Below are 12,704 nucleotides of genomic sequence, written 5' to 3' on the forward strand. Positions count from 1 at the left end.
AGTTGGGCTGACTAGTTGGCAGACGGCAGAGCGTCGCGATTTCCAGCCTGGCTCCGCAGAATCACGCTGAAGCTGCCATCGGTCTCCAGAACCACTGCGGCAATAGCGCAAAGATCACCATAACCCGCGCTGCGCACGGCCGAGAGTACCTCCGCGCGCGTAACCCGTTCGTGCTTCATGGCCTCTTCCTGGAGCTTCCCGTCTATCAGCAGACAGCAAGCATCCGCCTTCGCGACAGCCTCGACGGCGCGGAACCGTACGGACAAGGCAGCGATGAGATATTGCGCCAGTCCAAGCACGAGAAAGGCCGCTACACCCTGAGCCAGCGCAGTGTCCTTGCTCAGAATGATGGTCGCAAGCGATGAACCCAGCGCGACCGTCACCACAAGGTCGAATGCATTCTTTTCGCCAGCGTCCGCTTGCCGCTGAGCCGCAGCAGCAGAACCAGCGAAACATAGGCACCGACGCCCAGCACCAGCACACGCAGCACCGAATTCCAGTCGTCAAAGAACATGTCCGCTCCCGGGCTCTCGCCGCAAGCTTTGCGAAACATCTGAACGGGGCCGACAGCCGATGCGGCCGACCCCGTTTCAGGCCGGATCAGGCGAGCGTGCCGGTGCGCGCGTTCAATGAATTGTAGCCGCCTGCCCCGAACAGGATGTCACGCACATGCATGGGCGAGACACCGGCAGCATCGGCATCGACCGATACGAAAATTCCGCCCTGCGTCATGCGCTCTTCATAGAAACGGGCCTCGTCCTCGTCGACGCCGTGGCTGGTAAGGACACCGAGCAGGCCGCCTGCCGCGGCTCCGACCACGGTTCCGGTAATCGCCGCGCCGCCAACCGCCGCCTCGGCAATGGCGCCTGCGGCTATGAAAGGCCCGACGCCAGGAATGGCGAGCGCGGCGATGCCGAACAGCGCACCCAGGCCTGCGCCGGCGGCCGCCGTGCCGACCACGTCACGCGTCGTTTCTTCGCCTGCACCATCGGTGGCAGTCGCCTTCCCGTCTTCCGAGCGCGCGATGATGGAAATCGCGCTGTCGGGCACACCGGCCGAACGGAGCTGTTCGACTGCCTGTCCGGCCTGTCGTTGATTGTCGAAGATCGCGGATACGAAACTGTTATGCATGGGGTTTCTCCTCTGTCACCCGGCCCGACAGGGAAGATACGAGGGCACAGGCACGTCCGTTCCCTGCATGCAAAAATGCCAGACCAAGCTCGAATGGCGCGGCGTTCGGTGTTCGGATTCCAGGACAGCTGTTCCGTTGCGTTTGCTGATTGAGCAACGCGAGAATAAGACATTGCCGCAAGGATCAGCTCTATTCATTGTTACTCAAGCATAATTTGGCGTTAACCCAAAATTCAGCGCTTTGCGTAACTATGTCGCGCATTCGCTATTCCAGACAGCCTTCAGAAAAGCTGAGGCTCATGACACTTTCCCCGATGATGTCGGGAACCGGGCGATCTGGCTGGCGCGAAAGGGCAGGACAGATGCAGATCGGCAAGGCCACGCTGGCAGGGACCGGCGTCATTTTCGCTACCGTAGCGGCTGCTGCGCTTTTCGTAGGCGCGGCGATGGCCACCATCAGTGTCGGCGGCCCGATCTCGAACGACAATCAGCAGGCGTCCGATCTTGTCGCGGATATCTTGCCGCCACCGGTCTATATTCTCGAATCCTATCTTGAGGCGAGACTGGCCATGGCCGAGCCTCAGCAGTTCGATCATCATGCCGCACGGCTGAAAAAGCTGCACAGTGAGTTCGACGCGCGCCAGAGACACTGGGCGGCATCCACCCTGCCCGATGACCTGAAGGCTCAGGTGCACAATGTCGACGCCCCTGCCCGCCGCTTCTATACCGAGCTCGAACAGCGATTTCTGCCCAGCCTGAAACGCGGCGACGAGGTGGCCGCGCGGCAGAGCGTCCGGCGGCTGGCCGGCGCCTATGCCGATCACCGGCGCGAGATCGACCGGCTGGTCGAGCAGACCTCCATCTATCAGGCCGCAACGCGGCAAGCCGGCGACAGCTATGTCACCATGGCGTTTGTCGCGATGGCCGTGGCGGGGCTCATCCTGCTGCTCGTGCTGGCCGCAGCCAATCTGCTGCTGCGCCGCCATCTGGTCGATCCGTTGAAGGCCGTGTCCGGGGTCATGTGGCGCATGGCCGAGGGCGACCTCGGGGCCGAGGCCAGGCTCGACAAGCCGATGGATGAAATCGCAGACATGATGCGCGCGATCGAGGTCTTCCGCAAATCCTCGCAGGCCTGCCTCGCCGCCGACGTCCAGGCTGGTGTGGTGCGCGAGCTGACCATGGGGCTCGAGGCGCTCGCCAGTCGCAACCTGGCCTATCGCATCGCTGCGGCCTTTCCGCCCGAGTTCGAACCACTGCGGATCAGTTTCAACAGCGCGACCGAAACCTTGTGCAGCGTGGTCACCCGGACTGCTTCCTCGGCCAGCAATGTGCTCAACGGATCGGCCGAGATCCGATCGGCCTCGGGCGATCTGGCGCAGCGTACCGAGCAGCAGGCGGCGAATATCGAGGAAAGCGCCGCCGCGATGCGTGAGGTCACCGGCATGGTGCAACAGACCGCGAAGAATGCCTTCGATGTCGGCCAGCAGGTGTCCGACGCGCACGGCAGCGCGACCGAGGGCGGCATCGTCGTCACGCGCGCGGTCGAGGCGATGGGGCATATCCAGAAGTCTGCCAACGAGATCACCAGCATCATCGATGTCATCGACGGCATCGCCTTCCAGACCAATCTGCTCGCGCTCAACGCCGGGGTGGAAGCCGCGCGCGCCGGCGAATCGGGCAAGGGATTTGCGGTCGTCGCCAACGAGGTCCGCGCACTCGCACAGCGTTCCGCCGACGCCGCCAGCGACATCAAGGCGCTGATCGGCGCATCGCACGCATCGGTGGCCGAAGGTGTGGCGCTGGTCGACGAAACCGGTACCGTTCTGATGCGGATCGGCGAGCGCGTCGCCGCGATCAACGACCGCATCGCCGAGATCGCCGATTCCGCCCAGGCTCAGGCGCTGCGGCTGCAGCAGGTCAACCAGGCGGTGAGCGACATGGACAAGATGACGCAGCAGAATGCCGCAATGGTCGAACAGTCCAACGCCGCCGCACGCAGCCTTGCCGACGAGGCGAACGACCTTGCAAGGCTGGTCGAAGGCTTCGACACCGGCCAGCGCGCCAGCCGCCCAGCTTCGCGCCCTGCCCATGCGAACCATCGGCCTGCGCTGGTGACCGGCAATCTGGCGCTGAAGGCGGATCCCGATAACGAGAGCTGGTCCAGCTTCTGACGGGCGCAGGCACCGCGCGCGCGTCTTTCGAGGAACTTTGACCTCCATCAATGTTGCCCGACGCCGAACGGCATAATCTGCGGGCATGTGGACATATCACCCCGATCTGCTCAGCCGCCCCGTGCCGCGCTACACGAGCTATCCGACCGCGGCCGATTTCGGCGAGGATGTGGGGGCTCAGCAGTATATGCACGCGCTCGATGCGGTGGAATCGGGAGCCCCTCTCTCGCTCTATGTCCACATACCCTATTGCGAGCAGATCTGCTGGTATTGCGGCTGCAACACCGGCGCGGCCAATCGCAAGCACCGGCTGACCGATTATCTGACCGCCCTGCGCGCCGAGATCGCGATGGTCGCCAAGAGGCTGGGCGGGCGCGGTCGCGTGAAGCATATCGCCTTTGGCGGGGGCAGCCCCAATGCCATCGCGCCGGTCGAGTTCGTGCGCCTGCTCGACCGGATCATGACGGTGTTCGATTGCTCTCGCCCCGAAGTGTCGATCGAGATCGACCCGCGCAACTTCTCCTCGGAATGGGCGCTGGTGCTGGCATCGTCGCGGGTCGGCCGGGTGAGCATGGGGGTACAGACCTTCGCGCCGCATATCCAGGCGGCGATCGGCCGCATCCAGCCGCTCGACCATATCGAGACCGCGATGACCAGCCTCAGGATGCGCGGGATCGACGCGATCAATTTCGACCTGATGTACGGCCTGCCCGGCCAGCATCTCGACGATCTCGATGCGACGCTGCAGCAGACGATCCGCCTTGCGCCCAGCCGTATCGCGCTGTTCGGCTATGCCCATCTTCCCGATCTGATTCCGCGGCAGAAGCGGATCGATGCACGCGACCTGCCCGATGATCGCGAGCGGTTCGAACAGGCGGCCTATGGCTATCTGACGCTCACCCAGGCGGGCTATGTCCCTGTCGGCTTCGATCATTTCGCGCTGCCGCATGACCCGCTCGCCATTGCCGCGCGCGAAAGCCGCGTGAACCGCAATTTCCAGGGTTTCACCCATGACGGCGCGTCGACGCTGCTGGGCTTCGGGGCCAGCGCGATCAGCATCTTCCCCGATCTGATCGTGCAGAACGAGAAGAACGCGGGCCCCTATCGCAAGCTGGTGAGTGAGGGCCGCCTGACGCCGACGCGCGGCGTCGCGCTCAATGCAGACGATATCCGCCGCGGCGACATCATCAACGCGCTGCTGTGCCGGGGCCGCGCGAGCCTGAATGACGAGTTCCTCCCTACTGCCCGCGCCGTAATGACCGAGTTCGAACGGCGCGGGCTCCTTTTCTGGGAGGATCACGATCTGGTGCTGGCCGAGGGATCGGAACCCTATGCGCGGGTGATCGCCGCGCAGTTCGATGGCTTTCGCGGGCAAATTCATCCGCATGGCGGAGCCCAGCGCTTGCATTCCGCAGCGCCAGCCTGTTGAGCTTGAACCCTTGAGGCTGCAGACCCGCGAATCAGCGGGGATCGGCGGCAAAGGGGGACTGGCCATGACGGAATCGCAAGCAGCATCGAACTATGCGGGCGTGTTCGGCAACCGCATCGGTTTCGGCAAAAGCCCCGCCCTGCTGCTGATCGATTTCGTCCAGGCCTATTTCGATCCGGATTGCCCGTTGTTTGCTGACGTCGACGATGCGCTGGCGAGCGCGATCCGCGTGCGCGATGCCGCCCGTGCGGCGGGCGTCCCGATCATCTATACCAATGTCGTCTATCACCCCAGCATGGTCGATGGCGGCCGCTTCAAGCAGAAGACGCCGCTGCTCGAGGTGTTCAAGGCAGGATCACCGATGGGCGCCTGGCCGCAGGGGCTGGAGCCGAATGCGGACGAGTTGGTGATCTCCAAGCAATATCCGAGCGCGTTTTTCGGCACCTCGCTCGCCGCGACGCTGACCGCGATGGGCGTCGATACGGTGCTGCTCACCGGGCTTTCCACCAGCGGCTGCGTGCGCGCGACCTGTGTCGACACCTCAAGCCACGGCTTCATCCCCATCGTCATCGCGGATGCGTGCGGCGACCGGCACCAGGCCCCGCACGAGGCCAACCTGTTCGACATGGACGCAAAATATGCCGATGTGGTGCGCGAGGCCGAGGCGCTGGACTATCTGGCCGGGCTGAAAGGTTGAGTTGACCTTCACCTGCCAACCCCTTCCCGTCACCCCCGCGAAAGCGGGGGTCCCGCTTGTACGCAAGGTACAGAAAGAAGCGGGATTCCCGCTTTCGCGGGAATGACGAGGCACCCGGACGGAATCAGATCGCCCCTGCCGCCTTCAGATTATCGATCGTCTGCTGGTCCATGCCGAGTAGCCTGCCATAGATCTCGTCATTATGCTCGCCGATGCTCTGCGGCGCGAGGCTGCGGATTCCGCTTGGCGTATCGGACAGCTTGGGGAAGCTGTTCTGCATCGCGAACCTGCCCCAGCGCGGGCTCTCCACCTCGACCAGGGCCTCGCGCGCCTTGAAATGCTCGTCCTCCAGCATGTCGGCCGCGCCGTAGATCCTGCCCGCCGGCACGCTGTATTCGATCATCAGCGCCTCGACCTCGGCCACGGTCAGCGTCCTCGTCCAGGCCTCGATCAGACCATCGAGCTCCTTCTGGTGCTGGCCGCGCGCGACATGGCTGACATAGCGCGGATCGGTTGCGAGTTCGGGCCGCCCCATCGCCTGGCACAGACGGGCGAACACCGCATCCTGATTGGCGCCGATCAGATATTCGCCATCGCTGCACTGATAGACGTTGCTCGGCGCGATGCCTTCGAGGATCGATCCGGTCCGCCTGCGGACATGGCCGCTGACCATATATTCGGGCACCAGGCTTTCCATGACCTGCAGCACCGCTTCATAGAGCGCACTGTCAACGACCTGGCCCTTGCCGGTCCGCTCGCGGGCATGGAGCGCGGCGAGCGCGCCCATGCAGCCATAGGTCGCCGCGAGACTGTCGCCGATCGACACGCCCATGCGGCTGGGCGGACGATCGGGATCGCCGACGATCGCGCGCCAGCCGCCCATCGCCTCGCCGATGCCGCCAAAGCCGGCACGCGATGAATAGGGGCCGGTCTGACCGTAGCCCGAGACGCGCACGATGATCAGGCGCGGGTTGATGGCGTGCAGCGCATCGGGGCCCAGCCCCCATTTCTCGATCGTGCCGGGCTTGAAATTCTCGATCAGGATGTCGGCATGTGCAGCGAGCTTGCGCACGATCTCCTGCCCTTCGGCGATGCGCAGATTGGCGCTCACCGACTTCTTGTTGCGCGAGACGACCTCCCACCACAATTTGTGCTCGCCATGGCCCCAGTTGCGCATGGGATCGCCGCCGCCCTTGCCGTCGACGGCGGGGGGCTCGACCTTGATCACTTCTGCCCCCATGTCGCCGAGCAGCTGGCCGCAGAACGGGCCTGCGATCAACTGTCCCAGTTCGACGACACGAATCCCGGCCAATGCCCCCCGGTTTTCCTGGCTCATCTCACCCGTCCCTTATTCTGCAGCAATGGCGTAATTGGCCCAGCGCGGCTGGATCGGCGCGGGCAGCCCGGTTTCGGCCTCGCAATGGGCGCGCAAGGTCTCGATTCCCGGGCCATAGTCGAACAGCGCCAACTCGCCGCGACCGGCGCGCATCTCCGACCGCAGTGCCTCGGTCGCGGCCGGATCGACCACACCCTCGCTGTCTGCAACCACGCCATAGGCCTTGGCGCCGGTCGGCGTGACCAGACCCTGGCGGATTTCCTTGCCCACCAGCTCGGGATCGCGCTCGAGCGGGTCGCCCCAGCCGCCGCCACCCCAGGTGATGAAGTGCAGGACATCGCCCGCTTCGATGGCGACATCCTCCACCTTGTTGCCGACGATGGTTTGCGTGCCATCGGGCTTTTCTAGGATCTTGCGCGCGCGGGCGCCCGGCTTGCCGCCATTGACGCCCCAGGGCGGCACGAACCAGCGATCGTCATGGATCGCGATGACGCCCGGCTCGAGGAAGCGATAGGTCATCACGATGCCGTTGCCGCCGCGATGCAGCCCGGCGCCGCCGCTGTCCGCGACGGTCTCGTAGCGTTCGATGACGAGCGGGAAATAGCGTTCCAGAAACTCGTTGGGCACGTTGGTAAAGCCCGGCCACAGCGAATGGCCATCGGGCCCGTCGCCCATCGGACGGCCCGGAATGCCGCCAAAGCCGATCTGGAACAGCTGGAACCACTCACCCTTCCTGTCGGTGCCCGCATAGAACAGGTGCGGCGATGACGAGAAGCCTGCGGCGTTGAGGAATTCGGGCGTCTTCTGACCGAGCAGCCCGCCAAGGATGTCGAAGATACGGCCCAGCGCATGGGTGCGGCCCGACAGTGCGGCGGGATAGCGGGGCTTCAGCAGCGAGCCATCCGGAATGCGCACCTCGATCAGATCGTAGAACCGGTCGTTGAACAGGATCTGCGGATCGAACACCATGATCATGTAGATGCCGAAGAACATCTTGAACATGTTCTCGTTGAGCAGGAAGTTGATCGAGGCCTGGCTCTGCGGGTCGGTTCCGTCGAAATCGAGGATGACGGTATCGCCCTTGCGCCACATGGTGCATTTCAACTTGTAAGGGCCATAGCCCATGCCGTCGTCGCAGATATAATCCTCGAAGCTCACCGGCTCCTCGCTGATCGCCTGGGCGAGCAGCGTCTTCATAGCGCGGTGGTTGCGCGCCAGCAGCTCCTGCGTCGCCGAGACATAGGTATCGACACCGAATCGCTCGCTCATCTCGATCACGCGGCGCGCGGCGACGCGGCACGAGGCGATCAGCGCGTTGAGGTCCGCCGCGCACCAGGCAGGCGTACGGCTCTGGTGCAGCACCAGCTTGACCAGATCCTCGTTATAGACGCCCTTCTTCCAGATCTTCACCGGCGGAATGCGCACGCCTTCCTGGAAGATGTTGGTGGCATCGATCGGCATCGATCCGGGCACCTTGCCGCCGATATCACTCTGATGGCCGAACATCGCGGTATAGGCGAGCAGGCGGCCGTCCTTGAACACCGGCAGCAGCACCAGCCAGTCGTTGCAATGGCTGATCGCGCCGCCGACCGAATAGGGGTCGGACAGGAAAATCATGTCGCCATCCTCGAGCGTGCCGTCATAGCCCTCGAGAAAGCCGCCGATAAAGCTGCCGAACTGGCCGACGATCATCCGCCCCTCATGGTCGGCGATCAGCGGAAAGGCATCGCCCTGTTCGCGGATGCCCGGCGACATGGCCGTGCGCACCAGCGTCGCGTCCATTTCGATCCGCGCATTGCGCAGGGCGTTTTCGATGATGTCGAGCGTGACCGGATCGATCGCCTTTTTCTCGAACGGGGCGGTGTTGGTCTGGATGATGGTTGCGGGCATCAGAGTATCTCCAAATGCCCCTCTCCCTTTGCGGGAGAGGGTTGCGAAGTCTTGGCGACGAAGGAGCTTAGACGGAGCTGGGTGAGGGGGCGGCGACGCTCGCGCAGCGCAAGGCCCCCTCTGAGACTTGCTAGGCAGCGAGCTGCCAAGCCAAGTCTTTTCTCTCCCGTGAAGGGAGAGAAGTTTTCCGCGTTCCCCGTCATTGCAGCGTGATCAGGATGTTGCCGACACTGTCGACAGTGCCGGTGCAGTCCGCCTCGATCAGCGTGGTGGAATCCATTTCGATGACGATGGCAGGCCCGGGAATCACGTCTCCGGCGAGCAGCTTCGACCGGTCGTAGATGATCGCAGGGACCATCCTGCCGTCCATCCACAATTCGTGATCGCGCAGCTTGGCGGCGGACGGGTCGCCATTGCCCTGTGGCAGCTGCGCCGCAGGCAGATCGAGCGCCTTGCCCATCGCGACCGCGCGCAGGTTCACGATCTCGTGCTCGGAGTCCATGTTGAAGGTGAACAGCCGGTGATGTTCTTCGTCGAAGCGCCCGGTCAGCCATTCGATGCCGTGCGTGTGCAGATCGTCGCGGGTGACCGACATCGGCACCTCGAAGGCTTGCCCTGCATAGCGCACATCGACCTCGAAGGTGATGTCCACATCCTGCCTGGCCACGCCTTCTGCAACCAGCTCGTCGCCGATCTGCGCCGCCATCTCGTCGAGAATGCCGCCCAGTTCGTCCAGCGTCGTCTGCGAGGCCAGACGCGAGAAGCTGCGTGCGGTCTCGGTGCGCATCCGCGTCGTCGCATCGCCAAGCGCGCACAGCACGCCGGGCGAGACCGGCGAGATTGCGGGCCAGCTGCCCATCAATCGGGCGACGGCGTTGACGTGCAGCGGCCCTGCCCCGCCAAAGCCCATCAGCGCAAAGTCGCGCGGGTCATAGCCCTGCTGCACCGAGATCATGCGCAGCGCACCGAACATGTTCTCGTTGACGATGTCGATGATGCCGCGTGCAGCAGCATAAAGGTCGATGCCCAGCGCATCCGCGATGGTCTGCACCGCCTTTTTGGCACCCTCGCGGTCGAGCTTGAAGGTGCCGCCGAGCAGCGCTTCGGGCAGGTAGCCCAGCACGACATTGGCGTCGGTCACCGTCGGCAGCTCGCCGCCCTTGCCATAGGCGACGGGCCCCGGCACCGCGCCCGCCGATTGCGGGCCGACACGCAGGGCGCCGGTCAGTTCGGGCACATAGGCGATCGATCCGCCGCCTGCCCCCACGGTCTTGACGTCCAGCGCCGATGCGCGGACCGAAAGATGCCCGACTTCGGTGGTGCGCACACGGCGCGCCTCGAGATTTTCGATCAGCGCCACATCGGTCGAGGTGCCGCCGACATCCAATGTCAGGATGTTCCTGATCCCGGCATTCTTGCCGACCCAGATCGCTCCGGTCACGCCGCCTGCCGGACCCGACATCAGCAGCGAGACGGGATGCTCTTCGGATTTTTCCGACGACATCAGGCCACCGTCCGAGCGCAGCAGCGCGAGCTTGCCTGCCATGCCGGCATCGCGCAGCCGGCTGCGCAGGTTGCGCACATAGCGACCGACGACCGGGCGCACGGCCGCATTGGCGACGGTGGTCAGGGTGCGCTCATATTCCTGCATTTCGGGAAGCACGATGTGGCTCAGCGAAATCGGCACATCGGGCAGGATTTCCGCCGCCAGATCCGCCACCCGCTTTTCGTGCGCGCCATTGAGATAGGCGTTCATCAGACTGACGGTCAGCGCCTCGACGCCCTGCGCCTTGAGCTTCAGCAGCGCAGCGCGGATATCGTCATCGTCAATGGGGCGGATTACCTCGCCCTGCGCCGACATGCGCCCCCTGATCTCGACGGTGTCTTCCAGCGCGGCCAGCGGGGTGGGCTTGGGCCAGACGATCCAGCCGGCGAGCCCGCCGGGCACGAAGCTGCGCGCGATCTGCATCACCTGACGATAGCCTTCGGTGACGATCAGGCCGACGCGCGCGCCCTTGCCTTCAAGCACCGCATTGGTCGCGACCGTGGTGCCGTGCAGGAATATCTCGACATCCGCCGGGGTGATCCCGGCATTGGCGCAGATCGCCTGCACACCGGTGAGAATGCCTTCGGAACTGTCATGCGGCGTCGAAGGGGTCTTGTGACGCCAGAAGGCGCCCGATTGTTCGTCGAACAGCAGCAGATCGGTAAATGTGCCGCCGACATCGACACCCAGCCTGTAACTCATTCATTCACCCCTTCGCTTGCCGGCACGGGGGCCGACACGATTGATTTGTTGGCCGTTCCTCAAGCTGCCGCACGGGCAACCAGGGAGGGCAGCTCCCGGCCGAGAATCCCGGCCATCCAGCGATTGGCCGCGATCGCTGCGTGCAAATCCATGCCGTGGTCGATGCCTGACCGCTCTGCGAGATAGATCAGCTCTTCGGTCGCGATATTCCCGGTGGCCTTCGGTGCGAACGGGCAGCCGCCCAGCCCGCCCAGGCTGGCATCGAGCACGCTGACCCCGGCCTGGATGGCCGCCCAGGCATTGGCGATGCCGGTGCCTCGGGTGTTGTGGAAATGCGCGCGCAGCGGAATGTCGGCGGGCACGAATTCGCGAAGGCGCCCGTAAAGATCGCTCACCTGCGCGGGAACGCCGACGCCGATCGTGTCGGCCAGTGCGATCTCGGACGGCCCGGCTTCGAGAACCGCCCTGGCGATATCGACGATCCGCTGGGCAGGAACGTCACCCTCGAACGGGCACCCGAAAGCGGCGGAGATGGTCACCTGCGCGATCAACCCGTTTTCCTTGGCGAAGCGGATCATTTCGCTAGCCTCGGCAATGCCTTCCGCCACCGTCTGCCCCTGGTTCTTCTGCCCGAAGGTGTCGGTGGCAACGATCACGCAGCCGATTTCATCGACGCCACGCCTGCCGCCCTCTTTCGTGGCCAGCGCGCGAAGCACCCCGCGCTTGTTCAGCGTCAGGCCGATATAGGACACGTCCTCGCGGTCGGGCAGGCCGGCGATCACGCTTTCCGCATCGGCCATCTGCGGCACGCGCTGCGGATGGACGAAGCTTGCCACCTCAAGCCGGCGCGCACCCGCGTCGATCATCCGCCCGATCATCTCCAGCTTGTCGGCGGTGGAGACGATATCGGGCTCGTTCTGCAGGCCGTCGCGCGGGCCGACTTCGACAATCTGGATACTGGTCATGGGCATGTTTGTATACATTTCGATCATGCGCGTCCAGCGCGCGCGAAAATTGACTCAGTCATTGGCCTGACGCTGCTCCTTGTGCCGCTTGGCGGTGCTGCTGAAGACGTGAAAGGCACGGCGGATATGGCTGGTCATCACTGCACGCGCCCAGTGCGAATCACGCGCGGTGAACGCGGCGATGAGCTCGCGATGCTCGCGCGCCGACTGTAACAGCTCCTCGGTCTTGTACTGCGTTGCCGTGCGCCGGACGACCGGCTGCTCGACCAGCATCGGCAGCATGGCGGACAGGCGGGGCGAGCAGGCCGCCTCCAGGATGATCTCGTGAAACCGGCGATTCTGAGCCAGGAACTCGCTGACATCGGGAGGACTGCAGCGCACCGCTGCATCGAGAAGGTCGGATATCCGGCCCAGTTCCTCGATCTGCCGGCCCGATATGTTGCGCGCGGCGCGGCTGGCGGCATGGCCTTCGAGCATCCCGCGCAACACGAACATCTCATCGATATCATCGGCAGACCAGTCGGCAACGAACAGCCGCTTCGAATCGCTGCGCACGATCAGCAGCTCGTTCTCGAGCCGGCGCACCGCCTCGCGCACCGGGGTCCGCGATACGCCGGAAATGCGCGCGAGCTGCTCCTCGGTCAGCTGCTGGCCCGGCTCTGCCCGGCCCGAAAGCACGAATTGCCGGATCTTGTCATAGGCAATGTCCGACGCCCGCGGCGATGTGGCATTTTCCATCAAGTTTCATCCCGTCCCAAGATTGCGCAGCCTTCGCGTCGTCCCTTGCTCGGCATGCGCCAAATTGCGTTGATCTGACGCCAACCGAATTTCGTTCTT

The 12,704-nt window shown here is 64.3% G+C and carries 11 protein-coding genes; 3 read left to right on the forward strand and 8 right to left on the reverse strand.

The genetic code is table 11. The features are described from left to right. Positions 1 to 11 precede the first annotated feature (11 nt). The 3 genes from C7451_RS13705 to C7451_RS13710 all read right to left on the reverse strand — a co-directional run bounded on the left by C7451_RS13705 (position 12) and on the right by C7451_RS13710 (position 1,131). Positions 12 to 383 (reverse strand): DUF421 domain-containing protein, encoded by a 372-nt coding sequence (locus C7451_RS13705; protein ID WP_244181890.1) that lies wholly within the window; start codon positions 381 to 383, stop codon positions 12 to 14. After that, complete coding sequence (locus C7451_RS20425) at positions 380 to 514, reverse strand: hypothetical protein (RefSeq protein ID WP_279629500.1); 135 nt, start codon at positions 512 to 514, stop codon at positions 380 to 382. Before C7451_RS20425 ends, C7451_RS13705 begins: the two co-directional genes overlap by 4 nt. Positions 515 to 600: 86 nt before the next feature. Further along, positions 601 to 1,131, reverse strand: a complete 531-nt coding sequence (locus C7451_RS13710; RefSeq protein WP_110299529.1) for a low temperature-induced protein — start codon at positions 1,129 to 1,131, stop codon at positions 601 to 603. A gap of 299 nt (positions 1,132 to 1,430) precedes the next feature. Between C7451_RS13710 and C7451_RS13715 the strand changes: the two genes are divergently transcribed. The 3 genes from C7451_RS13715 to C7451_RS13725 all read left to right on the forward strand — a co-directional run bounded on the left by C7451_RS13715 (position 1,431) and on the right by C7451_RS13725 (position 5,428). Beyond that, positions 1,431 to 3,302: a methyl-accepting chemotaxis protein gene (locus C7451_RS13715; RefSeq protein ID WP_244181891.1), complete on the forward strand. Its 1,872-nt coding sequence runs from the start codon at positions 1,431 to 1,433 to the stop codon at positions 3,300 to 3,302. Between the two features lie 85 nt (positions 3,303 to 3,387). Further along, complete coding sequence (gene hemN / locus C7451_RS13720) at positions 3,388 to 4,731, forward strand: oxygen-independent coproporphyrinogen III oxidase (RefSeq protein ID WP_110299530.1); 1,344 nt, start codon at positions 3,388 to 3,390, stop codon at positions 4,729 to 4,731. Positions 4,732 to 4,795: 64 nt separating this feature from the next. Then, positions 4,796 to 5,428, forward strand: coding sequence for an isochorismatase family protein (locus C7451_RS13725; RefSeq protein ID WP_110299573.1), 633 nt, complete (start codon positions 4,796 to 4,798; stop codon positions 5,426 to 5,428). 124 nt (positions 5,429 to 5,552) lie between these two features. Here the strand turns inward: C7451_RS13725 and C7451_RS13730 are convergent, their stop codons facing one another. From C7451_RS13730 to C7451_RS13750, 5 genes are all read right to left on the reverse strand, one after another. Next, positions 5,553 to 6,764 (reverse strand): CaiB/BaiF CoA transferase family protein, encoded by a 1,212-nt coding sequence (locus tag C7451_RS13730; RefSeq protein ID WP_110299531.1) that lies wholly within the window; start codon positions 6,762 to 6,764, stop codon positions 5,553 to 5,555. A 12-nt stretch (positions 6,765 to 6,776) separates the two neighbouring features. Next, complete coding sequence (locus tag C7451_RS13735) at positions 6,777 to 8,654, reverse strand: hydantoinase B/oxoprolinase family protein (protein WP_110299532.1); 1,878 nt, start codon at positions 8,652 to 8,654, stop codon at positions 6,777 to 6,779. A gap of 199 nt (positions 8,655 to 8,853) precedes the next feature. Then, the gene (locus tag C7451_RS13740) at positions 8,854 to 10,902 is read right to left on the reverse strand and encodes a hydantoinase/oxoprolinase family protein (protein WP_110299533.1); all 2,049 of its coding nucleotides are present in this window, start codon (positions 10,900 to 10,902) and stop codon (positions 8,854 to 8,856) included. Between the two features lie 59 nt (positions 10,903 to 10,961). Further along, positions 10,962 to 11,867 carry a hydroxymethylglutaryl-CoA lyase gene (locus C7451_RS13745; RefSeq protein WP_110299574.1) on the reverse strand — a complete coding sequence of 302 codons (906 nt, stop codon included), beginning with the start codon at positions 11,865 to 11,867 and terminating at the stop codon, positions 10,962 to 10,964. A 54-nt stretch (positions 11,868 to 11,921) separates the two neighbouring features. After that, positions 11,922 to 12,605 (reverse strand): GntR family transcriptional regulator, encoded by a 684-nt coding sequence (locus C7451_RS13750; RefSeq protein WP_110299534.1) that lies wholly within the window; start codon positions 12,603 to 12,605, stop codon positions 11,922 to 11,924. Between the last annotated feature and the right edge of the window lie 99 nt (positions 12,606 to 12,704).

It is taken from the genome of Blastomonas natatoria (assembly GCF_003201955.1).
Classification (GTDB): domain Bacteria; phylum Pseudomonadota; class Alphaproteobacteria; order Sphingomonadales; family Sphingomonadaceae; genus Blastomonas; species Blastomonas natatoria.